The sequence below is a fragment of the Blastococcus sp. TBT05-19 genome, from assembly GCF_003319095.1.
Lineage (GTDB): Bacteria > Actinomycetota > Actinomycetes > Mycobacteriales > Geodermatophilaceae > Blastococcus.
In genome coordinates this window covers 407632-427983 of record NZ_QOHI01000003.1, presented here as the reverse complement: position 1 = coordinate 427983, position 20352 = coordinate 407632, and the positions used below count along the sequence as shown (strand labels likewise).

The 20352-nt window shown below is 75.0% G+C and carries 22 protein-coding genes; 9 read left to right on the top strand and 13 right to left on the bottom strand.

All coding sequences use genetic code 11. The annotated features are described in order from the left end of the window. The first annotated feature begins 195 nt into the window (after window positions 1–195). The 4 genes from DQ244_RS11065 to DQ244_RS11050 are packed head-to-tail and all read left to right on the top strand — an operon-like array spanning window position 196 to window position 4709. Window positions 196–1761, top strand: coding sequence for a DEAD/DEAH box helicase (locus tag DQ244_RS11065; RefSeq protein ID WP_113811504.1), 1566 nt, complete (start codon window positions 196–198; stop codon window positions 1759–1761). 14 nt (window positions 1762–1775) lie between these two features. After that, on the top strand, window positions 1776–2903 hold the full coding sequence (locus DQ244_RS11060) for a PQQ-binding-like beta-propeller repeat protein (RefSeq protein WP_113811503.1): 1128 nt from the start codon (window positions 1776–1778) through the stop codon (window positions 2901–2903). Window positions 2904–2946: 43 nt separating this feature from the next. Beyond that, a complete protein-coding gene (locus DQ244_RS11055; protein WP_113811502.1) occupies window positions 2947–3858 on the top strand; it encodes an alpha/beta fold hydrolase in 912 nt (303 codons plus the stop codon). Beyond that, window positions 3855–4709 (top strand): oxygenase MpaB family protein, encoded by an 855-nt coding sequence (locus DQ244_RS11050; RefSeq protein WP_113811501.1) that lies wholly within the window; start codon window positions 3855–3857, stop codon window positions 4707–4709. The genes DQ244_RS11055 and DQ244_RS11050 overlap by 4 nt, the downstream gene beginning before the upstream one ends. Before the next feature lie 2 nt (window positions 4710–4711). Here the strand turns inward: DQ244_RS11050 and DQ244_RS11045 are convergent, their stop codons facing one another. After that, window positions 4712–5593: a LysR family transcriptional regulator ArgP gene (locus DQ244_RS11045; protein ID WP_113811500.1), complete on the bottom strand. Its 882-nt coding sequence runs from the start codon at window positions 5591–5593 to the stop codon at window positions 4712–4714. A 70-nt stretch (window positions 5594–5663) separates the two neighbouring features. Between DQ244_RS11045 and DQ244_RS11040 the strand changes: the two genes are divergently transcribed. After that, window positions 5664–6299: a LysE/ArgO family amino acid transporter gene (locus tag DQ244_RS11040; protein ID WP_113811499.1), complete on the top strand. Its 636-nt coding sequence runs from the start codon at window positions 5664–5666 to the stop codon at window positions 6297–6299. On the opposite strand, the gene DQ244_RS11035 is transcribed toward DQ244_RS11040, so the two are convergent. The 5 genes from DQ244_RS11035 to DQ244_RS11020 form a co-directional block, all read right to left on the bottom strand. Further along, a complete protein-coding gene (locus DQ244_RS11035) occupies window positions 6288–7148 on the bottom strand; it encodes a PD-(D/E)XK nuclease family protein (protein WP_233491322.1) in 861 nt (286 codons plus the stop codon). The two genes, DQ244_RS11040 and DQ244_RS11035, sit on opposite strands and share 12 nt — an antisense overlap. A gap of 31 nt (window positions 7149–7179) precedes the next feature. Further along, window positions 7180–8037 (bottom strand): PHP domain-containing protein, encoded by an 858-nt coding sequence (locus DQ244_RS11030; protein ID WP_113811590.1) that lies wholly within the window; start codon window positions 8035–8037, stop codon window positions 7180–7182. 43 nt (window positions 8038–8080) lie between these two features. Beyond that, window positions 8081–8698 carry a PH domain-containing protein gene (locus tag DQ244_RS11025; protein WP_113811498.1) on the bottom strand — a complete coding sequence of 206 codons (618 nt, stop codon included), beginning with the start codon at window positions 8696–8698 and terminating at the stop codon, window positions 8081–8083. Between the two features lie 2 nt (window positions 8699–8700). After that, complete coding sequence (locus DQ244_RS19650; protein WP_199580345.1) at window positions 8701–8859, bottom strand: hypothetical protein; 159 nt, start codon at window positions 8857–8859, stop codon at window positions 8701–8703. A gap of 162 nt (window positions 8860–9021) precedes the next feature. Beyond that, complete coding sequence (locus tag DQ244_RS11020; protein WP_113811497.1) at window positions 9022–9645, bottom strand: DUF6758 family protein; 624 nt, start codon at window positions 9643–9645, stop codon at window positions 9022–9024. A gap of 72 nt (window positions 9646–9717) precedes the next feature. On the opposite strand from DQ244_RS11020, the gene DQ244_RS11015 reads away from it, so the two are divergent. Further along, on the top strand, window positions 9718–10143 hold the full coding sequence (locus DQ244_RS11015; RefSeq protein ID WP_113811496.1) for an NUDIX domain-containing protein: 426 nt from the start codon (window positions 9718–9720) through the stop codon (window positions 10141–10143). Between the two features lie 21 nt (window positions 10144–10164). On the opposite strand, the gene DQ244_RS11010 is transcribed toward DQ244_RS11015, so the two are convergent. The 5 genes from DQ244_RS11010 to DQ244_RS10990 all read right to left on the bottom strand — a co-directional run bounded on the left by DQ244_RS11010 (window position 10165) and on the right by DQ244_RS10990 (window position 14923). Further along, the gene (locus DQ244_RS11010) at window positions 10165–10674 is read right to left on the bottom strand and encodes a MaoC family dehydratase (protein WP_113811495.1); all 510 of its coding nucleotides are present in this window, start codon (window positions 10672–10674) and stop codon (window positions 10165–10167) included. A 77-nt stretch (window positions 10675–10751) separates the two neighbouring features. After that, the gene (locus DQ244_RS11005; RefSeq protein WP_113811494.1) at window positions 10752–11264 is read right to left on the bottom strand and encodes a DUF6912 family protein; all 513 of its coding nucleotides are present in this window, start codon (window positions 11262–11264) and stop codon (window positions 10752–10754) included. 56 nt (window positions 11265–11320) lie between these two features. Next, a complete protein-coding gene (locus tag DQ244_RS11000; protein WP_113811493.1) occupies window positions 11321–12700 on the bottom strand; it encodes a wax ester/triacylglycerol synthase family O-acyltransferase in 1380 nt (459 codons plus the stop codon). Window positions 12701–12764: 64 nt separating this feature from the next. Continuing rightward, the gene (locus DQ244_RS10995) at window positions 12765–14057 is read right to left on the bottom strand and encodes a chromosome partitioning protein (protein WP_113811492.1); all 1293 of its coding nucleotides are present in this window, start codon (window positions 14055–14057) and stop codon (window positions 12765–12767) included. Further along, window positions 14057–14923, bottom strand: coding sequence for an SAF domain-containing protein (locus tag DQ244_RS10990; RefSeq protein WP_113811491.1), 867 nt, complete (start codon window positions 14921–14923; stop codon window positions 14057–14059). Before DQ244_RS10990 ends, DQ244_RS10995 begins: the two co-directional genes overlap by 1 nt. Before the next feature lie 202 nt (window positions 14924–15125). Between DQ244_RS10990 and DQ244_RS10985 the strand changes: the two genes are divergently transcribed. After that, on the top strand, window positions 15126–15380 hold the full coding sequence (locus DQ244_RS10985; RefSeq protein WP_113811490.1) for a helix-turn-helix domain-containing protein: 255 nt from the start codon (window positions 15126–15128) through the stop codon (window positions 15378–15380). Between the two features lie 4 nt (window positions 15381–15384). Here the strand turns inward: DQ244_RS10985 and DQ244_RS10980 are convergent, their stop codons facing one another. Beyond that, complete coding sequence (locus DQ244_RS10980; RefSeq protein WP_113811489.1) at window positions 15385–15954, bottom strand: hypothetical protein; 570 nt, start codon at window positions 15952–15954, stop codon at window positions 15385–15387. A 122-nt stretch (window positions 15955–16076) separates the two neighbouring features. Here DQ244_RS10980 and DQ244_RS10975 point away from each other — a divergent pair, with 122 nt between their 5' ends. Beyond that, a complete protein-coding gene (locus tag DQ244_RS10975; protein WP_233491321.1) occupies window positions 16077–16739 on the top strand; it encodes a LysM peptidoglycan-binding domain-containing protein in 663 nt (220 codons plus the stop codon). 27 nt (window positions 16740–16766) lie between these two features. Further along, on the top strand, window positions 16767–17309 hold the full coding sequence (locus tag DQ244_RS10970; RefSeq protein ID WP_113811487.1) for an Rv3235 family protein: 543 nt from the start codon (window positions 16767–16769) through the stop codon (window positions 17307–17309). A gap of 66 nt (window positions 17310–17375) precedes the next feature. Here the strand turns inward: DQ244_RS10970 and secA are convergent, their stop codons facing one another. Next, window positions 17376–20312 carry a preprotein translocase subunit SecA gene (gene secA, locus DQ244_RS10965; RefSeq protein WP_113811486.1) on the bottom strand — a complete coding sequence of 979 codons (2937 nt, stop codon included), beginning with the start codon at window positions 20310–20312 and terminating at the stop codon, window positions 17376–17378. Window positions 20313–20352: the final 40 nt, after the last annotated feature.

The window sequence follows — 20352 nt, the reverse complement described above, 5'->3', positions numbered from 1 at the left end:
CACCAGACCGGGACGGGCGCGAGGCGGCGACACCGCCACCGCAGCCGGTCCCCCAGCAGACCAGAGGCGAGTGCACTGACCTCCACCGAGCAGACCCCCACCGACATCCCCATCGCGGAGCTGGACCACGCCGAGACCGGCGCGCCCGCCCCCGAGGAGCTCGAGCAGACCGTCGAGGAGCTCGGCGGCGCCCCTGTGGCGCCCGACAGCCCGCTGTTCAGCGACTTCGACGTCCACCCCGACATCGTCTCCGCGCTGGCCGACGCCGGGATCACCCGCACCTTCGCCATCCAGGAGCTCACCCTCCCCCTGGCGCTGGCCGGCAACGACCTCATCGGCCAGGCCCGGACGGGCACCGGCAAGACCCTGGGCTTCGGCGTCCCGATGCTCACCCGCGTCACGCCGCCGAGCGAGGGCGGCGACGGCGTCCCGCAGGCGCTGGTCGTCGTCCCCACCCGTGAGCTGTGCGTCCAGGTCGCCCGCGACCTCGGCACCGCTGGCGCCAAGCGCGGGCTGCGCGTCCAGGCCATCTACGGCGGCCGCGCGTTCGAGCCGCAGATCGAGTCGCTGCGCAACGGCGTCGAGGTCGTCGTCGGCACCCCCGGCCGGCTGCTCGACCTGGCCCAGCGCGGCGACCTGATCCTGGGCAAGGTCAAGGCGCTCGTCCTCGACGAGGCCGACGAGATGCTCGACCTGGGCTTCCTGCCCGACATCGAGCGGATCCTCGCGATGGTCCCGGAGAAGCGGCAGACGATGCTCTTCTCGGCCACCATGCCCGGCCCGATCGTGACGCTGTCGCGCACCTTCATGACCCAGCCGACGCACATCCGGGCGCACGGCAACGACGAGGGCTCGACGGTCCCGCAGACGACCCAGTTCATCTACCGGGCGCACAACCTGGACAAGCCCGAGCTGCTCTCGCGCGTGCTGCAGGCCCGCGACCGCGGCCTGGTCATGGTCTTCTGCCGCACGAAGCGCACCGCGCAGAAGGTCGCCGACGAGCTCGTCGACCGCGGGTTCGCCGCGGCCGCGGTGCACGGCGACCTCGGCCAGGGCGCCCGCGAGCAGGCGCTGCGCGCCTTCCGCAGCGGCAAGGTCGACGTCCTCGTCGCCACCGACGTCGCCGCCCGCGGCATCGACGTCACCGGCGTCAGCCACGTCGTGAACTACCAGTGCCCCGAGGACGAGAAGACCTACGTGCACCGGATCGGCCGCACCGGCCGCGCCGGCAGCACCGGTGTCGCCGTCACGCTGGTCGACTGGGACGACATCCCCCGCTGGCAGCTGATCAACAAGGCGCTCGGCCTCGGCTTCGACGACCCGCCGGAGACGTACTCCACCTCGCCGTGGGTCTACTCCGACCTCGACGTGCCCGAGGGCGCCAAGGGCCGGCTGCCGCGCTCGCAGCGCACCCGCGAGGGCCTCGAGGGCGAGGTGCTCGAGGACCTCGGCGAGACCGGCAAGCGCAACCGTCCGGCAGCCGCCGGCGGGCGTGACTCCGGTGGGCGGGGCGACTCGCGTGGCCCGGGCGGCCGGACCGTCGACGAGGACAAGCCCGCCGGTGGGGGCAAGAGCCGCCCCCGCCGTCGCACCCGTGGCGCGGGCAGCGCCGAGGGCTCGTCCGAGGCTCCCGCGCAGTCGGACGCCCCGGCGGCCGAGGGCTCGTCCGAGGGCGGCGCGAGCCGTCCCCGTCGTCGTCGCCGTCGCGGTGGCGCGGGTCGCGGTGGCTCCGCCGCCGGGGCTCCCGAGTCCGCCTCCTGAACCTCGGGGTCGGCATGTCCCGTCTCCGGTTCCCGCCTGCGCGGGTCTGGGTCTGGACGGCGGCCACCCTGGCGCTCGTCGTCGTCGCAGCCCTGCTCTGGCGGGGCTCCGACGCGGCGGCCACCTCCAGCACCACCGCGCGCCCGGCCGACGTCCCCTCGGGGGCGCCGGCCGGCGCCGTCTCCCGGGTCTGGTCGGCCGCCGGCGATCCCCTACCCGAGGACGTGGTCGAGGACGGCCGGGTGCTGGTGGGCTCCGAGCACGGCGTCCGGGCGCTGGACCCGGCGACCGGCGAGGAGGTCTGGCACTACACGCGGGACAACGCCTGGCTCTGCGGGCTCACCGCGACCGACGGCGTCGCGGTCGCGGTCTTCCGCACCGCGGACCGGTGCGACGAGGCCGTCGGCCTGGACGCCGGCACCGGCGTGCGGAGCTGGACCCGGAACGTCAACTTCCGCGCCGACGCGACGCTCACCTCCACCAGCCGGATCGTGCTCGCGCACAGCCCGACCGGCATGGTCACGCTCGACCCGACCGGCAACAACATCCGCTGGCGCTGGTCGGCCCCGGACGGGTGCCGGCTGCTGGACGCCGCGGCCGGGAGCGCCGGGATCGCGGTGCTGCAGCGCTGCGGCGAACGGGACGCGCTGCAGCTGCGGCTGGCCGACGGCTTCGACGGCGACGAGCACTGGGTCCGCGACGTGGTGGTCGGCGACCGGGGCGACGCCGTCCTGCTCGGCGCCGACGGGCTCGTGGGCGTGCTGGCCGGCGACGAGATCCGGCTGTTCGGCTCCGCCGACGGGACCCAGCTGACGACGCTGCCCACCGGTCCGGACCGCTCCGCGCAGCAGACGTCGGTCCCGGCCGCGGTGCTGGTCGCCGCCGGCGGACGGCTCACCGCGCTCGACCCGGCCTCGGGTCAGCTGCTCTGGGAGTCACCCGCCACAGGGCTGCCCGGCCCGGACGCCGAGGGCACGGTGCTGCCGGTCCCGGACGGCGACGCGGTCGTCTCGCGCGAGGCCGCGACCGGCGTCGAGGTGGCCCGGTCCACCGTCGAGGACCTGCCCGCCGGGAGCACGACCACGCTCGTCGGCCCGGTCGTCGTCGCGCGGCTGGCCGACCGCGTGCTCGGCTACCGCTGACCCCCGGCAGCACCGCTCCGGCGAACGGGGTTCACTGGGGACCATGGTCATGCCCGGCGGCCCCGATGCCGTGCCCCTCGCCATCGCCCCCGACGACCTGCGCCAGCTCGCCGAGCACGACGCCGGGGCACGCAGCTTCCCCGGTGGCGCCGGCCCCCTGGCCGCGTTGGACACCGGCGGCGACGCCGCCCGCGGCACCGTCCTCATGGTGGCCGGCTACACCGGGAGCAAGGAGGACTTCGCCCCGCTGCTCCGACCGCTCGCCGAGGCGGGATTCCGCGTGGTCGCCGTGGACCAGCGCGGCCAGTACGAGTCCCCCGGCCCGGACGACCCGGCGCAGTACACCGTGGAGATCCTCGGGGCCGACGTCGTCGCCGTCGCCCGGGTCCTGCGCGAGGAGTCCGGCGAGCCGCTGCACCTGGTCGGGCACAGCTTCGGCGGCCTGGTCACGCGGGCGGCGGTGCTGTCCGAGCCGGAGCTCTTCACGTCGTTCACGCTGCTCGGGTCCGGGCCCTCGCGGCTCACCGGCCGGCGGGCGGAGCTGCTCGACCACCTCGCCCCGCTGCTCGACGCCGGCGGGGTGCCCCTGGTGCACGAGACGCTGGAGCAGGTGGCGATGACCGACCCCCGGGCGCAGGCGGTCCCCGCGCCGACCCGGGAGTTCTACGCCCGGCGCTTCCTCGCCAACTCCGCCGCGGGGCTGCGCGGCATGGCCGACGCGATGCTCGGCGAGCCGGACCGCGTCGAGGAGCTGAAGGCCGTCGGGATCCCGGTCCTGGTGGCCCACGGCGAGGCCGACGACGCCTGGCTGCCGCACGTGCAGAACGACATGGCGCAGCGGCTCGGGGCGCGGCACGAGGTCATCGACAACTCGATCCACTCCCCCGCCGTGGAGAACCCGCCGCGCACGCTCGAGGTGCTCTGCAGCTTCTGGGCGGACGTGGTCCCGGCATGACCCGGCTGCCGAAGCGCGCCGAGTGGACCGACGAGGAGGACCGGCTCGGCTTCTTCGGCCCGGACAGCGTGACCTGGCGGGTGCACGCCGATCCCTCGTTCTCCGTCGGCGGGCTGCGCGCGCTGCTCCTCCAGGCCCTGCACCCGGTGGCCATGGACGGCGTCGCGAAGTTCTCCGGCGCCTTACGGGAGGAGCCGTGGCCCCGGCTGATCCGCACCGCCGCCTACGTCGACACCATCACGTTCGGCACCCGCACCGAGGCCGTGCGGGCCGCCGCCCAGGTGCGCGGCATCCACCGGCGGCTGGGCGGGACCGAGGAGACGACCGGGCGCACCTACCGGGTCGACGACCTCGACCTGCTGCTGTGGGTGCACTGCTGCGAGGTGGACTCGCTGCTCACCGCGGCGCGGCGGGGCGGCCTGGAGCTCTCGGACGACGACGCCGACCGGTACGTGGCCGAGCAGGTGACCGCGGCCGAGCTGATCGGCGTCGAGCGGGCCGAGGTGCCCGCGTCGGTGGACGACCTCGCCGCCTACTTCGAGCGGATGCGACCGGAGCTGGGCGCGACCACCGCCGCGCGCGACGCCTACCGGCTGGTCGTGCTCCCGCCGATGCCCACCTGGGTGCGGTACCTGACCCCGGCCCAGCCGGCCTGGGGTGGGCTGGCCGCGCTCTCCGTGGCGCTGCTGCCGGCCTGGGCGCGGCGGATGTACTCGCTGCCCGGGCTGTCGCTCACCGACGCGGCCGCCACCGGCGCCGTGCGCGCGTTCCGGCAGGCGACCCTCCGGCTGCCACGCGCCGCCCGCCGCTCCCCCATCGTCTGGGCCGGCATCGACCGGGTGGCAGCCTGAGCTCAGCGGGTCAGCGCGGTGCGTGCCGCGGCCTGCACCGCCTCGGCGACCCGGTCGAGCGCCGGGGACTGCAGCCGCCACTGCTGCCAGTGCAGGACGACGTCGACGGCGCCGTCCGGGTCCAGCTCCGCGAGGTCGGCGCCGTCGGTCGGCTGGGCCAGCTGGAGGTCGGGCACCATCCCCCAGCCCAGGCCGAGGCGGACGGCGCGCACGTAGTCGGCGGAGGCGGGCACGTGGTGCACGGCCGGGCGGGTGATCCCCCACCGTCGCAGGTAGGCGTGCTGCAGGTCGTCCTTCCGGTCGAAGACGACGACGGGAGCGACGGCGAGGGCGTCCGGCGTGACGCCCTCGGGGAACCAGCGGCGCGCGAAGGCCGCGGTGGCCATGGGCCGGTAGCGCATGGCGCCCAGCCGGACGACGCGGCACCCGGGCACCGGCTCGGCCTCGGCCGTGACCGCCGCCATGACCGTCCCGTCCCGCAGCAGGTCGCCGGTGTGCTCCTGGTCCTCGCGGTGGAGGTCGAAGCGGAGCTCACCGGCCAGCGGGGCCAGCGCCGGGAGCACCCAGGTGGCGAGGGAGTCGGCGTTGACCGCGATCGGCACGGTGACCGGCGTCCCGTCCGCGTCGTCCGCCTGCAGCTCGCGGGCGGCGTCCGCGGCCAGCAGCTGGACCTGACGGGCGAGGCGGAGCACCGCCTCCCCCGAGGGCGTCGCCCGGACCGGGCGGGACCGGACGAGGAGGACCCGGCCGGTAGCCGCCTCCAGGGCCTTGAGCCGCTGGCTCACCGCCGAGGGCGTCACGTGCAGCTCGCGCGCGGCGCCGTCCAGGGTGCCGGTCGACACCGCGGCAGCGAGCGCCCGGAGCTGGCCGAGCTCGAGGTCCACGTAAGCGACGCTACATCCGCTGAAGAAACGTGAGCTGGGCTTTCGGTCCTGGAGTTCCTACGGTCGGGAGGTGCTCACGTCGTCCGCTTGGACCGCCGCCCTCGCCGGCCTCGGGCTCGGTCTCTCGCTCATCGTCGCCATCGGCGCGCAGAACGCCTTCGTGCTGCGCCAGGGGCTGCGCCTGGAGCACGTCGGCGCGGTGGTCGCGGTGTGCGCGCTCTCCGACGCGCTGCTCATCTGCGCCGGCGTGCTGGGCGCCGGGGCCCTGCTGCTCAGCCGACCCGGACTGCTGACGGTCGTCTGCTTCGCCGGCGCCGCCTTCCTGCTGGTCTACGGCGCGCTCGCCGCCCGGCGGGCGCTGCGGCCGGCCGGTGCGCTCTCCGCCGACGCCTCGGGTTCGCGCACCGCCCTGGCGGTCACGATCGCCACGGTCCTCGGGCTCACGTGGCTCAACCCGCACGTCTACCTGGACACCGTCGTCCTGCTGGGCTCGCTGTCGACCACCTACGCCGACGACCGCTGGTGGTTCGCCGCGGGTGCCGCCGTGGGCAGCGTGGCCTGGTTCACCGGCCTCGGCTTCGGCGCCCGGCTGCTCCGTCCGGTGTTCGCGCGGCCCACGGCGTGGCGGGTGCTCGACGCCGTCATCGCCGTCGTCATGACCGCCCTGGGCATCTCGCTGGCCGTCCGGGGGCTGTCAGCCGGCTGACTCCTCCGCGAGGAAGGCCCACGGCTCGCGGGCCGGGACGGCGGCCTGACCGGTCGGGCAGCTGGGCCGGAAGTCGCACCAGCCGCACTGCACGCCCGGGACGGCGGGGAACGCGGCGTCGCGGTCCTGCCCCTCGTCCACCGCGCCCATGGCGGCCTGGATGTCGATCGCGACGTCCTCCGCCCGCCGGGCGTGGTTGGCCAGCGAACGCTCGGTGTGCTCGAAGGCGGCGACGGTTCCGGTGGGCACGTGGTGCAGCTCCACCCGGGTGCACGGACGGCGCATCGTGCGGCGCACGGCCAGGACGTACAGCGCCAGCGCCTGCGAACCACGGGCCTCGTCGTCGGTGCTCGGCGAGCGGCCGGTCTTGTAGTCCACGACCACCAGCTCGTCGCCGCGCTCGTCGATCCGGTCGACCCGGCCCGACAGCGTCATCCGCTCGGTGGTCGTGCTGACGGTGCGCTCCCGCGACCGCGGCTCGTCGGTCGGGTCGACGCCGTCGAGGTAGTCGGTGAGCCAGCCGGCCGCCTTCGCCTTCCAGCGGTCGGACTGCTCGTCGTCGCGGAAGCCGGCGGGGCTCCAGGCGGCGTACAGCAGCTGCCGGGCCGCCCCCGGCGTGCGCCGCTCCACCGGCAGGTCCCACCACGAGGACAGCACCTGGTGCAGAGCCGTGCCGACCGTGTGGTGGGCGAACCGGGGACCGCGCTGCGGCACCGGCCGGTCGACGTTGGCGAACCGGTAGCGGCGGGGGCAGTCGGAGAAGTCGGCCAGCGACTTCGGCGAGGCGCGCAGCAGCCGGCGCGGCATGCCCGGCAGCACCGTCTCACCGCCGTCCGTGGGGTTGCGCATGCCGGCCACGGTAGCGGCGGGCGCCGACGGTTCAGTCGCGCAGCACCGCCGTCCCGGTGCCGGCGGCCAGCAGCCGCTCGAACTCCGCCGGGTCCGTGGTGCAGGCGCCGATCGGCGTCGTCTTGTTGCTGCCGTGGTAGTCGCTGGAGCCGGTGACCACCAGGCCGAGGTCGTCGGCCAGGCCACGCAGGTGCGACCGCTCCTGCTCGCTGTGGTCGGGGTGGTCGACCTCCAGTCCGAGCAACCCGGCCTCGGCCATCGCCGCGACCGCGTCGTCCCCGACGACCCGGCCGCGCTTGGTGGCCAGCCCGTGGGCGAACACCGGCACGCCGCCGGCCGCCCGCACCAGGGCGATGCCCTGGCGAACGTCGGTGTCGGCCTTCGTCGCGTAGTACGGGCTGCGGTGGTGCAGCAGCGTCGTGAACGCCTCCTCCACCGAGGCCACCGCTCCTCCGCGGACCAGCGCCCCGGCGATGTGCGGCCGGCCGACCACCCCGCCGCCGGAGTGCGCCACGATGTCGGCCCAGTCGACCGGGTGGCCGTCGGCGGCCAGCGCCTCGACGATCCGCTCGGCACGGGCCAGCCGCTCGTCGCGCAACCGGGCGCGCTCGGCGGCGAAGGCCGGGTGCAGCGGGTCGAACAGGTAGCCCAGCAGGTGCACGCTGATCGGCGGCTGGTCGGTGGGGAACCAGCGGCAGGACAGCTCCATGCCGGGGACGACGGTCAACCCCGGCGGGCGCGCGGCCGCAGCGTCCGCCCAGCCGGCGGTGGTGTCGTGGTCGGTGAGCGCGACGACGTCGAGCCCGGCGGCGCGCGCGGTGGCGAGCAGCTCGGCGGGGCTGTCGGTGCCGTCGGACACCGAGGAGTGGGTGTGCAGGTCGATCCGCATCACCGGCCAGCCTGCCGCACAGGAGCCCGCTCCACCTGCCGGGTCAGGACCGGCGCGGCGGCAGGCCGGTGATCGGCTCGGTGTCCCGCCGGGCCGCCGGTGCGCTCTCGGGGTTGCCCTCGTCGTCACCGCCGCTGGTGAACAGGAGGCGGCTGACCTTCCGGTAGAGCTCCTCGGCGTGCGGCAGGTAGGTGATCTCCGACAGGGCCTTCAGCTTCCCGGCCGACTCGAAGCGGAAGGTCCCGTAGCCGAGCAGGTTGCCGAACAGGGTCTCCTTCCACGTGAGGTCGGTGATCCGGCGGACCGGGAGCAGGGTGACGCTGCGGACGACGAGGCCGGAGGTGAGCAGCACCCGGCGGTTCGTCACGATGAAGTGCCGCATCCACCACTCGCCCACGCGCACGGCCCAGACCGCCGACGCCGCGAGGGCGACGAGCAGGCCGAGGACCGTGGTGAACCGGTTGTCCGGGTCGAGCAGCAGCAGCCATCCGCCGAGGACCAGCACGGGCAGCCAGCGGACCGTCGGCGCGATGAGCACCGCCCAGTGCCGCCGGGTGGCGACCGTGAGCTCCTCGCCCGCGAGCACGTACTTCCGCACGTCCTTCTCGGCGCGGGTCGGCAGGACCGCCGGCTCCGACGTCCCGCCCTCCGGGGCGGCCATCGTCAGACCAGGGAGCCGACGAACTCGGACAGGGAGGACGCCGCGCTGCCCAGCGCCTCACCGGCGTTGCGGACCAGCGCGGCAGAGGCCTCCGGCTGCTGGATCACGTAGAAGAGGACGAAGGCGACGACCAGCCAGGTGAGGACCTTCTTGAGGTTCACCGCCACCTCCAGGGGTGCGCGTGCGAGGGGCAGGACGAGCCTGCTCGGACAGCCCGCCGGGTGCGGCGGACGCGTTCGTCCCATGAGTAACACAGGCCCCAGGGCCGCCCCCGCCGACGCGCCGATCATGGAAGAGCCGGTCGGGTTCCGGAGCGGACGCGGTCAGCAGCCGGGCAGCAGGTGCTCCCCCGGCGGGCCCAGGGGCAGGTCGGGGTAGATGCGGTCCCGCAGGTCCAGCAGCTCCAGCTGCTCGGCCAGCAGCCAGGCGGCGTTCATCGGCCACGTGACCAGCCACAACCAGACGCCGTAGGCCTCGCCGACGAAGGCGGCGCGGTCGTCCGAGGTCGGGACGGTCCACAGCGGGGCGCGCTGGCCGGCGGCCTTGACGTCCACCGAGCTCGGGCCGTCGATGACATCACCCGGGTCGAGGCCCGGCAGCCCGGCGTAGCCGCACCCGACTCCGGTCCCGGGCTCCTCGGCCACCAGCACCAGCTCGGCGGAACCACCGAGAGGGGCCGGTCCGGCACAGTCCACGACGATGGCCCGCGCACCCGGCTCCCCGCCCCACGCCAGGCCGGTGACCGCCCACCCCGACGGCATCGGGTCGGGCACCCAGGCGGGGACGCGGGCGTCGGCCGTGACCGCGGCGATGGCGTCGTGGGCCACCAGCGCGGTGTGGTGCAGCGGGGTGACGGCGCCGTGCAGGTGGCACCAGGCGTGCCCGTCCGACCCGGGGCGGGCGGCCAGCAGCTCGCCGCACCGGGGGCAGACCGGGGAGGCACTCATCGGGGACAACCGTCGCGGGAAGGAGGCCGATCGTCAAGAGCGGCGAGGCGCGCCGGTGCGTAGCCTGCGCGCGTGCCACCGGAGGAGCGCGACGACCGCCCGGTGGTGCCGTGCGTCGGGGCGATCGTGCACGACCGGCGCAGGAGGCTGCTGCTGATCCGGCGCGGCCAGGACCCTGGGCGTGGCCTGTGGTCGGTGCCCGGCGGGCGGGTGGAACCGGGCGAGACCGTGGCCGAGGCCGTCGAGCGCGAGGTGCTCGAGGAGACCGGGCTGCGGGTGCGCGCGGGCCACGAGGTCGGCCGGGTGCGCATCGACGCCGCCTCCGTCGTCTACGACGTCGCGGACCTGGCGTGCGCGCTGCTGGACGACGACGCCGTCCCGGCGGCCGGGGACGACGCCACCGACGCCGTCTTCGCCGACGCGGCCACGCTGGCGGGGCTCGCGTGCACGCCCCGGCTGGTGGAGACGCTCGACGGCTGGGGCGTGCTGCCGGACTGACCGGCGCACGCCCCGGCCGGCTCAGCCGCGGGGCGTGGGCTCCGGGCGACCGGGCTGCTCGCCGCCGCGGGCCTCGCCGTAGGACTGCTTGGGCACCATGACCTTGCGGCGGAAGATGCAGACGACCGTGCCGTCCTGCTTGTAGCCGATCGTCTCGACGTAGACCACGCCACGGTCGTCCTTGGACTTCGACGGCGTCTTGTCCAGCACGGTCGTCTCGCCGTAGATGGTGTCGCCGTGGAAGGTCGGCGCCACGTGCCGCAGCGACTCGATCTCCAGGTTCGCGATCGCCTTGCCCGAGACGTCGGGGACGCTCATGCCGAGCAGGATCGAGTAGATGTAGTTCCCGACGACGACGTTCTTGCCGAAGTCGGTGGTCTTCTCCGCGTAGTTCACGTCCATGTGCAGCGGGTGGTGGTTCATCGTGAGCAGGCAGAACAGGTGGTCGTCGTACTCGGTGACGGTCTTCCCGGGCCAGTGCTTGTAGACCGCGCCGACCTCGAACTCCTCGTAGTACCGACCGAACTGCATGGATGCGCTCCCGACGTCGACGCTGACAGACGGGTCGTGATCTTACGGACGCGCCGGCGGGCCGCACCCGCAGGCGTTCACAGCAGCTCGAGGACCGTGCCGATCTCCTGGGAGGCGTACCAGCCCAGCTCGTGGCCCTCGGCCTCGTCCACGACGAACTGGGCGTCCTCGCTGCCGAGGTCAGCCTCCAGCACCACGTTCACGGCCTTGCGGACGTCGTCCTCGGCGTCCTCGCCGTCGATGTGCGCGCTGGCGACGTCGGCCAGCCGGATCCCGGAGGTCACGCGCGCGGCGCCGTGCTCGACGTGCGGGTCGTCCATCGGGGTGACCGAGTCGTCGGGGACGTCGGCGGCGAGGACCACCCGGCGGCGGGCGGCCAGCGGATCCAGGTCGATCAGCCGCAGGCTTGCCCGTGCCGCCGTGAGGAGCGCTGCGTACTCCAGCTCCTCGGTGTCGGCCTCGGCCTCGCTGACCGCGTAGAACTCGCGCAGCTGCGGGGTCACCGCGAACGCGGTGTGCGGCGCGGGCAGCAACCCCTCGTCGACCAGCGTCCGGAGCACGTTCGTCGTGGCCGGCAGGTACACGCGCACCCGGGCACCCCCTTCGTCGATGGAGGGGAAACCGTATCCGGCGGGCCCCGCGCGGCTCAGGACGACGTCTCGACCAGCTCCGCGACCTCCTGCTCCACCAGGTCGGCCAGGACGTCGACGTCGCCGACGCTGTCCCGGTCGGCGTTGAACCCGAAGAACACCGTGCCGTCGAACGAGGTCATCCCGATGGAGAGCCCCTGCCCGCGGGCCAGCGGCACGACGGGGAAGACCTCGAGCATCCGGGCCCCGGCCGCGTAGAGCGGCACCTGCGGACCCGGCACGTTGGTGACGACCACGTTGAACAGCCGCCGGGACAGCCCGCGGGCGGCCCGGGCACCGAGCGCGTGCAGGGTCGAGGGCGCGAAGCCGCTGAGCGCGATCAGGCTGTCGGCGCCCACGGACTCGCCGTGCTGGGTGACGCCGCGCATCGCGTAGGTGAGCCGGGTCAGGCGCACCCGCGGGTTCGGCTCGCCGACCGGCAGGTCGACCAGGTGCGAGGTGACCCGGTTCCCCGGCGCGCCCTCCTCGTCCTGCACCGAGACGGGCACCAGCGCGCGGATCGACGTCGAGGAGACCACCGGCTCGCCCCGGGACAGCAGCCACTCGCGCAGCGCCCCGGTGACCACGGTGAGCAGGACGTCGTTGACCGTGCCGCCGTGCGCCTTGCGGACCCGCTTGAGGTCGTCCAGCGGTGCGGAGGCGACCGCGACCCGGCGCTGGCGGCCGACGGGCGCGTTCATCGGGCTGTGCGGCGCGGGCATGATCGCCGACCGTGCGGTGCGCAGCAGCCCGCCGGCCAGGGTGCCGACGCGCGCCGCGGTTGTGCCCGCGTCGGTCACCACCGCTCGGGCGGCCTCCACCAGGGAGCTCGGCCGCTGCCGGTACTCCTCCAGCGCGTCGCGGACCAGCTCCAGACCCGTCGGCAGCGGCTGCGGGTCCCACTCCACCGGCTCGGGCGCCGGCGCGTCCGGGGTGACGTCGAGGAGCACCTGCCCGATGTCCACGGCGCTGAGCCCGTCGACCAGCGCGGGGTGGGTCTTGGTCACCACGGCCACCCGGCCGCCGGTGAGCCCCTCGACGAGGTAGGCCTCCCAGAGCGGGCGGTTGCGGTCCAGCGGCCGGGAGTTCAGCCGGGAGACCAGGTCGAGCAGCTGGGTGCGGGTGCCCGGTCGCGGCAGACCCGACCGCCGGAGGTGGTAGGCGATGTCGAACTCCGGGTCGTCCACCCACACCGGGTTCGCCAGCTGGCCGGGGACCTCGACCACCCGCTGGCGGTAGCGGGGCACGAGCGGGAGCCGCGCCGCGATCAGCTGCTCGAGCGCGTCGAGCCCGCCGGGCGGGGTCTCCAGGACCAGGACGCCCCCGACGTGCATGGGCGTGCCCGGTTCCTCGAGGTAGAGGAAGGACGCGTCCAGGGTGCTGAGCCGCTCGACCATCGGTCTCCTTCCGGGTCGGTGCCTCACGCTACGACGGGGAGCCGGTCCGCCGACACTCCAGCGGTCACCCGGCCCGCCGGTCCCGCAGCCGTCGGCGGCCCGCCGCGGGCGCCCGGACGCCGGCCAGGTCCGCGGCCAGCGCGCGGAGCTCCGCGCGCAGGGGCGAGCCCGGCGCGACCTCCGCCAGCGTGCGGCCGGTGGCGAGGGCGGCATCGGTGGCCCGGCGGTCCGCGGGCAGGAACGACCGGGGACGCCGGCCGGTGAACCGGTCCAGGGCGGCCGCCACCTCCTCGCGCGGATCCCCGGGCACGGGTCCCCGGCGCAGCTGGTTGACCACCAGCACCGGCTCCACGTCGGGGAGCGCCTCGCGCAGCTGGTCCAGGGCGCGGACGCAGCGCTGCAGCGCGACCGGGTCGGCCCCGGTCACGCACAGCACGGTGTCGGCCTGCTCGAGCGCGGCCAGGGTGGCCCCGTTGCGCCGGGGCGCGGCGGTGTCGAAGGAGAGCTCCTCGTCGTCCTCCACGTTGAAGGCGCAGTCGACCACGGTGAGGTCGGCCAGCCGGCGGGCCTCCTCCAGCACCGTGCCCACGGCCGAGGGCCGCAGCTCGGGCCAGCGGTCGGCCCGGGCGAGGCCGGTGAGCACCCGCAGCCCGGGACGCACGGCCCATGCCAGCCGGGTCAGCGCCGCGGCGTCCAGCATCCCGGTGCCGGCCAGCCGGGCGGCACCCGCCAGGCCGGGCGACTCGTCGAGCAGCCCGAGCACCTGGGCCACGACGCCGCCGTACACGTCGGCGTCGACGAGCAGGGTGGCGACGTCGAGCCGCGCCGCCTCGTCGGCCAGACCGACGGCGACGGTCGTGCGGCCCGGGGCGCCGGTGGGTCCCCACACCGCCACGACGCGTCCGCGCCCGCCGGGCCGCGCCAGTGCCGGCTCGGGCTCGGCCGGCGCGGGCAGGGCGGCGCGCGGGTCGGCGACGTCGCGACCGGCGTCCGGCACACCGGCGACGGCCTCGCGCAGCGCGGCGGCGATGACCTCGGGATCGGCGTCGGCCGGCAGCACCTGGGCCACGCCGAGCTGCCGCAGCCGCTGGACCGCGAGCTCGTCGCCGGGCTCCACCAGGCCGACGACCGCCACGCCGGCCGCGTGCAGCCGGCTCACCGCCTCGCCGTCGAGCCGGCGGAGCTCGGCCGAGAGCAGGGCCGCCTGGCCGGTACCGGTGGCGGCCGCCGCGAGCAGCTCCGCGACGTCGACGCAGCGCCGCACCACGGTGACCCCGTGGGCGTCCCGGTCGAGCGCGCCGACGAGCTCGGACTCCCAGCCGGCGCCGGTGACCGCGGTGAAGACCTGCAGCGCCATCAGCCGGCCGGTCCGGCCGGCGCGGGCGCGGGCGCCGGCGGGCCACCGGCGGCGGGCGCGGGGACGACGGCCGGCGGGGCGGCCGGTGCCGGGGCCGGCGCGGGCGCCGGAGCGGGTGCCGGGGCCGGTGCTGACGGGCGGGCCGCAGCTCTGGCCCGGGCCTGCTCCGCGGCCTCGGCGGACGTGTCGACGGAGTCGTGCGCGACGACCACCAGCGGGCGGCCGGCGATCGCCGCGAGCACGTCGGCGGCCTCGTCGGCCGGCACGCTGACGACCACCTGGATCGTCGTCGAGGGGGTGGAGAGGACCCCGTCGGAGTTGCCGGTCGTGGCCTGCACCGGGGCCCGGCCGACGACCAGCGTGACGCTGCCGACCGCCTGCCCGGTGGCGCCGGCGGCCGGATCGGCCACGGCGTAGACGTCGATCAGCCGGCCGTGCCGCAGCCCCGGCGGCACGTAGCCGGCCTGGACCGGGAGGGCCAGCTGCACCAGGTCACCGGGCTCCTCCAGGGCCGTGCGAGGCAGCAGCTCCCCCGCGCGCACCGGACGGGACAGGACGCTGCCCTCGGGCCGCGCGCTGCCCGACAGGTAGGCCTTCGCGGCGTCGTCGAGCCGGACGTCGACGACCACGAGGTCCTCCGCGGTGAGCTCGGTCCCGGCGGCGAGGTCCTCGGCCGCGCTCCAGACCGGCACGGTGGCGTCGGCGGCGCTCACGACGCGGGCGCCGAGCAGCACCGAGCCGAGCACGAGCAGGACTCCCAGCACCAGCCGCAGGTCCAGCCAGGTCGGGGCCTTGACGCGGCGGGGGGTCGGGCCGACGGGCAGATCGGCCTCCGGGACGGGGACCGGGCTCCGGAGGGCGGTCACGGCGCCTCACCTCTTCCAGCACGTCGAGCGCAGGGAAGCGCGCGTTGACACGCCGTTGCGGACCGCTGACGACGTTCGAACGCCGATGATGCGGCACGCAGTCGTTTCCGTGCATCCGTCATCCACACGTTCGGGTGTGGACAGACGCGCACGTTCCCCGGCGTGGCTGACACACTGGGCGGCGACCGGACGGAGACCGCAGATGCCCACGCCCCGCTTCCTGACCCTCGACGACGTCGCCGAGATCCTCAACGTCTCGTGGTCGCAGGCCTACGCGCTGGTCCGGCGCAAGGAGCTGATCGCGATCCAGATCGGCGGCCGCGGCCAGTGGCGCGTCGAGGTGGACGAGCTCGAGCGCTTCATCCAGCAGAAGTACGCCGAGGCCCGCGCCGGCTCGGTCCCCGAGGAGCCCGCGGCCGCGACAGCCGACGCACCGGCCGCCGAGCAGCGCGCCTGACGTCTCAGTCCCACCCCGGCAGCAGCGGCCGCACCACCGCCACCGCGCCGATGACGACCGCCTGCACCGAGCGCACCGCCCCGGACCGCCGCGGCTCGTCGGCGGCGTGCTCGGCCAGCTCCACGTAGTCGGCCCCCACCCGGTCGACCGTCCCGGTCAGCGCGGTGCCGTCGTCCAGGACGACCTGCACCGCGCTCCGGTCGCGGGCCAGACCTCGTAGCGCGCGGCGCAGGTCCAGCCGCGCGCGCACCGACCCCTCCTCCTCCGGCATCGCGCTCAGGCGCCCCAGGCCCCCGACCGCACGCACGGCGGCCACCGACACCAGCTGGTCGCGCCCGCGGTCGTCGGTCAGCAGCAGCCAGTCGCTGCCCGTCTCGGCGAGAACGCCGCTCACCCGTCCCGCGCCCCGGCAGGTCAGCGTGAGGTGCGCACCCACCGAGCCCCCGAGCCGGTCGGCGAGCCGGACCGCCCCCATCTCCGCGCGGGCGCGCGACGCCCACTCCGCTCGCGCCTCCGCGTCTTCCGCGGCCTCGAACTGCGCCTGCAGGTCCGCGAACAGCTGCTGCCACCGCATGCCCGCCAGCGTAGATGCACGTCGATACTTGCGTTTGCATGCGTTTGCTTGTTTTAGTGTGGCCCCATCAACGGTTCGGAGGCGTGATGTCGGTACGACGACTGCTCGGCACAGCGGCAGGCATGGCCGTCGCCGCCGTCCTGCTCGCCGCGCTCACCCCGCCCCTGCGCGGCAGTGCCGACGCTCTCGGCCACGCCCAGGCGACCGTGGATGCCGCGGGGGCCGACGCCCTCGTGCTGCACCTGGCCGGGCTGCTGGCCTGGCTCGTGTGGTGCTGGGGCGCGCTCGGGCTGGCCCTCACCGCGGCCTCGGCCCTCCCCGGGCTCTCGGGCCGGATGGCCGACGGGCTGCTGCGCCGCGTGCTGCCCGCCGGGGCGCGCCGCGCCGCGGCCCTCGCGCTCGGCGTCGGCCTCGGCATCGCCCCGCCGGCCCTCGGGCTCGCCGTCGTGGTCGCGACGCCCGCGGTCGCGGCGGCGGAGGAGACGGCGCCTCCCGGCGGGGTGCCCGACTGGCCCGGGGCAGCGTCGGCTCCCGCCCCCGCTCTCCCCGGCGCCGACGTCCTCCCCGACTGGCCGCAGGCGCCGGTCGCCGGCGAGCACGTCGTCGTCCGCGGCGACTGCCTGTGGGACATCGCCGAGCGGCACCTGGCCGCGACCGGCTCGGCGCCCTCCACCGCCGACGTGGCGCACGCCGTCCAGGCGTGGTGGCAGACCAACGCCGAGGTGATCGGCCCGGACCCCGACCTCCTCCTGCCGGGCCAGGTCCTGCGCCCGCCCACCCACTGACCCACCCCACGCTGCAGGGAGCTCCCGATGACCGCACCCACCCGCACCGCACCGCCCGTCGCCCGGCCCGCACTCCGGCTGACCGTCGTCCCGACCCCGCAGCCGCCGCTGCAGGAGCGGACCCCGTTGCGCCTGGTCGAGCCCGACCGCGCGATCCCCCGCCCGGTGCACCGGCCCGGCCCGCCGCCCCGGCAGGCCATCACGGGGATGCCGGCCGACGAGTTCGGCCCGGTCCGCTCCACCCGCGCCGACCTGCCCCCGGCAGTCGAGGCCGGGCACCGCCTGGTCCGCACGACGCTCGAGGCGCTGGCCGGCCGGCGCCCGCTGGCGCACGTCCGCGACCTGACCTCGCCGGGGATCTACGCGGCGCTCGTGGGTGGCCGCCGGCCGGCGTGGTGCGCCGAGGGCAGCGCCCCCCTGGTGGTCGGGCGGATGCGCGTGTGCGAGCCGGTCGACGGCGTGGCGGAGATCAGCGCGGTGGCACACCGCGGCGGGCGGGCGCACGCGGTCGCGGCCCGGCTGGAGGGCATCGACGGTCGCTGGCGCTGCACCGTGCTCCAGGTCGGCTGAGCACCACGACGAGAGGGCCCCTGCCGACGGTGTCGGCAGGGGCCCTCTCGGTTCGACGGGACCGGCTCAGGCGCCGGATGCCCCGTGGCACTGCTTGAACTTGCGGCCCGAGCCGCAGGGGCACGGCGCGTTGCGCGGCGTCTCCTTGGAGCCGACCACGGTCGCGCTCTTCGCCGCCTTCGCCTTGCCGCCCTCGGCCGGGGAGGCGTCGAGGCTGGGCGCGGAGTAGGTCAGGTTCTCCGGCGCCCGGCGGGGCTCCTCGAGACCCTTGACCGACAGCGCGGGCGCAGCTCCCGTGGACGAGGGCTCGGGGGCCTTCTTCTCCAGGGACGGGGCGGGAGCCGTTTCCGGGGTGGACCGGCGGGCCGTGGCCGCGGCGGTCGTGCCCGCAGCTGCCTGGGCCGCTGCGGCCTGACGGGCCAGCACCTTCGCCGTCCCCTCCTGCGCGGCGGCCAGCGCCTTGGCCTCGGCCTCGGCCTGCTTGGCCTTGGCCTCGGCCTCCTGCTCCTCCTTCGTCTTCACCTCGAGGTTGAACAGGAAGCCGACCGACTCCTCCTTGATGCCGTCGAGCATCGCGGTGAACATGTCGTAGCCCTCGCGCTGGTACTCCACGACCGGGTCGCGGTTCGCCATCGCGCGCAGGTGGATGCCGGCCCGCAGGTAGTCCATCTCGTAGAGGTGCTCGCGCCACTTGCGGTCCATCACCGACAGCAGCACCCGGCGCTCCAGCTCGCGCATGACCTCCGCGCCGAGGGTGCCCTCGCGCTCCTCGTAGGCGCGGTGCACGTCGTCCAGGAGCGCCTGCTTGAGCCCGGCGGGCGTCAGGTCGGTCTGGTCACCACCGGCCTGCTCGACCAGCTCGTCGACGGTGACCCCCACCGGGTAGAGGGCCTTGAGCGCGGTCCACAGCTGCTCGAGGTCCCAGTCCTCGGCGTACCCGGTCTCGGTGGCGCCGTCGGCGTAGGCGCCGATGACGTCGTCGACCATCGAGCGCACCTGCACGTGCAGGTCGGCGCCGTCGAGCACCTTGCGGCGCTCGTCGTAGATGACCGTGCGCTGCCGGTTGAGCACCTCGTCGTACTTCAGGACGTCCTTGCGGACCTCGAAGTTCTGCTGCTCCACCTGCGTCTGCGCCGACAGGATCGCCCGGCTGACCATCTTCGACTCGATCGGCTGGTCGTCGGGCACGCGCAGGGTGTTCATCATCGACTCGAGCATCGGGCCGTTGAACCGGCGCATCAGGTCGTCACCGAGGGAGAGGTAGAACCGCGACTCCCCCGGGTCGCCCTGCCGGCCCGACCGGCCGCGCAGCTGGTTGTCGATCCGGCGGCTCTCGTGCCGCTCGGTGCCCAGCACGTACAGGCCACCGGCCTCGGCGACCTCCTCGTGCTCGGCCTTGACCTGGGCCTTCGCCGCGGCGAGCGCGTCGTCCCAGGCGGCCTCGTACTCCTCCGGGGTCTCCGTGGGGTTCAGGCCGCGGGCGCGCAGGTTCTCGTCGGCGATGAACTCGGCGTTGCCGCCGAGCTGGATGTCGGTCCCTCGGCCGGCCATGTTGGTGGCCACGGTCACCGCACCCGAGCGTCCCGCCATGGCGATGATCGACGCCTCACGGGCGTGGTTCTTGGCGTTCAGCACCTCGTGCGGGATCCCGCGCTTGAGCAGGTACTTCGCGAGGAGCTCGGACTTCTCGACGCTCGCGGTACCGACCAGCACCGGCTGGCCCGCCTCGTGCCGGTCGGCGATGTCGTCGACGACGGCCTCGAACTTCGCCTTCTCCGTCTTGTAGATGACGTCGGAGCGGTCCTGCCGCACCATCGGCCGGTTCGTCGGGATCGGAACGACGCCCAGCTTGTAGGTCTGGTTCAGCTCCGCGGCCTCGGTCTGGGCCGTACCGGTCATCCCGGACAGCTTCTCGTAGAGCCGGAAGTAGTTCTGGAGGGTGATCGTGGCGAGGGTCTGGTTCTCGTCCTTGATCTTCACCTTCTCCTTGGCCTCGATGGCCTGGTGCATGCCCTCGTTGTAGCGGCGCCCGGCCAGCACGCGGCCGGTGAACTCGTCGACGATGAGGACCTCGCCGTTGCTGACGATGTACTGCTGGTCCTTCTTGAACAGCTCCTTGGCCTTGAGCGCGTTGTTCAGGTAGCCGATCAGCGGGGTGTTGACCGCCTCGTAGAGGTTGTCGATGCCGAGCTGGTCCTCGACGAACTCCACGCCCTCCTCGGTGACGGCGACCGTGCGCTTGGCCTCCTCCACCTCGTAGTGGACGTCGCGCTTCATCAGCGGGACGAGCCGCGCGAACTCCAGGTACCACTTGCCCGCCGTCTCGGCCGGGCCGCTGATGATCAGCGGGGTGCGGGCCTCGTCGATGAGGATCGAGTCGACCTCGTCGACGATCGCGAAGTGGTGGCCGCGCTGCACGAGGTCGGCCTTGCTCCAGGCCATGTTGTCGCGCAGGTAGTCGAAGCCGAACTCGTTGTTCGTGCCGTGGGTGATGTCGCAGGCGTACTGCGCGCGCCGGTCGGCGGGCGTCTGACCGGAGAGGATCGTGCCCACCGTGAGGCCGAGGAACCGGTGGACCCGGCCCATCCACTCGGCGTCGCGCTTGGCCAGGTAGTCGTTGGTGGTGACGACGTGCACGCCGTCGCCGGTGAGCGCGTTGAGGTAGGCCGGCAGCACGCCGGTGAGGGTCTTGCCCTCACCGGTCTTCATCTCGGCGATGTTGCCGAGGTGCAGCGCCGCACCACCCATCAGCTGGACGCGGTAGTGCCGCTGCCCGAGCGTGCGGGTGGCCGCCTCCCGGACGACGGCGAACGCCTCCGGCAGCAGCGCGTCGAGGGTCTCCCCGTCCGCGTACCGCTGCTTGAACTCGTCGGTCAGCGCGCGCAGCTCCGCGTCGGAGAGATCCGTGTAGTCGTCGGCCAGCGACTCGACCGCATCGGCGATCCTGGAGAGTCGACGGACGAGCTTGCCCTCACCGGCACGGAGGATCTTGGAGAACACCACGTCCCCAGCGTAGGCGGCCCGGCCCCGGGAGCGGTCCCCC

Coding starts and splice junctions, on each gene's coding strand:
- DQ244_RS11060 (WP_113811503.1), top strand. CDS start 1,776: ATGTCCCGTCTCCGGTTCCCGCCTGCGCGGGTCTGGGTCTGGACGGCG.
- DQ244_RS11055 (WP_113811502.1), top strand. CDS start 2,947: ATGGTCATGCCCGGCGGCCCCGATGCCGTGCCCCTCGCCATCGCCCCC.
- DQ244_RS11050 (WP_113811501.1), top strand. CDS start 3,855: ATGACCCGGCTGCCGAAGCGCGCCGAGTGGACCGACGAGGAGGACCGG.
- DQ244_RS11035 (WP_233491322.1), bottom strand. CDS start 7,148: ATGCGCAACCCCACGGACGGCGGTGAGACGGTGCTGCCGGGCATGCCG.
- DQ244_RS11030 (WP_113811590.1), bottom strand. CDS start 8,037: ATGCGGATCGACCTGCACACCCACTCCTCGGTGTCCGACGGCACCGAC.
- DQ244_RS11025 (WP_113811498.1), bottom strand. CDS start 8,698: ATGGCCGCCCCGGAGGGCGGGACGTCGGAGCCGGCGGTCCTGCCGACC.
- DQ244_RS11020 (WP_113811497.1), bottom strand. CDS start 9,645: ATGAGTGCCTCCCCGGTCTGCCCCCGGTGCGGCGAGCTGCTGGCCGCC.
- DQ244_RS11010 (WP_113811495.1), bottom strand. CDS start 10,674: ATGCAGTTCGGTCGGTACTACGAGGAGTTCGAGGTCGGCGCGGTCTAC.
- DQ244_RS11000 (WP_113811493.1), bottom strand. CDS start 12,700: ATGGTCGAGCGGCTCAGCACCCTGGACGCGTCCTTCCTCTACCTCGAG.
- DQ244_RS10995 (WP_113811492.1), bottom strand. CDS start 14,057: ATGGCGCTGCAGGTCTTCACCGCGGTCACCGGCGCCGGCTGGGAGTCC.
- DQ244_RS10985 (WP_113811490.1), top strand. CDS start 15,126: ATGCCCACGCCCCGCTTCCTGACCCTCGACGACGTCGCCGAGATCCTC.
- DQ244_RS10980 (WP_113811489.1), bottom strand. CDS start 15,954: ATGCGGTGGCAGCAGCTGTTCGCGGACCTGCAGGCGCAGTTCGAGGCC.
- DQ244_RS10975 (WP_233491321.1), top strand. CDS start 16,077: ATGGCCGTCGCCGCCGTCCTGCTCGCCGCGCTCACCCCGCCCCTGCGC.
- DQ244_RS10970 (WP_113811487.1), top strand. CDS start 16,767: ATGACCGCACCCACCCGCACCGCACCGCCCGTCGCCCGGCCCGCACTC.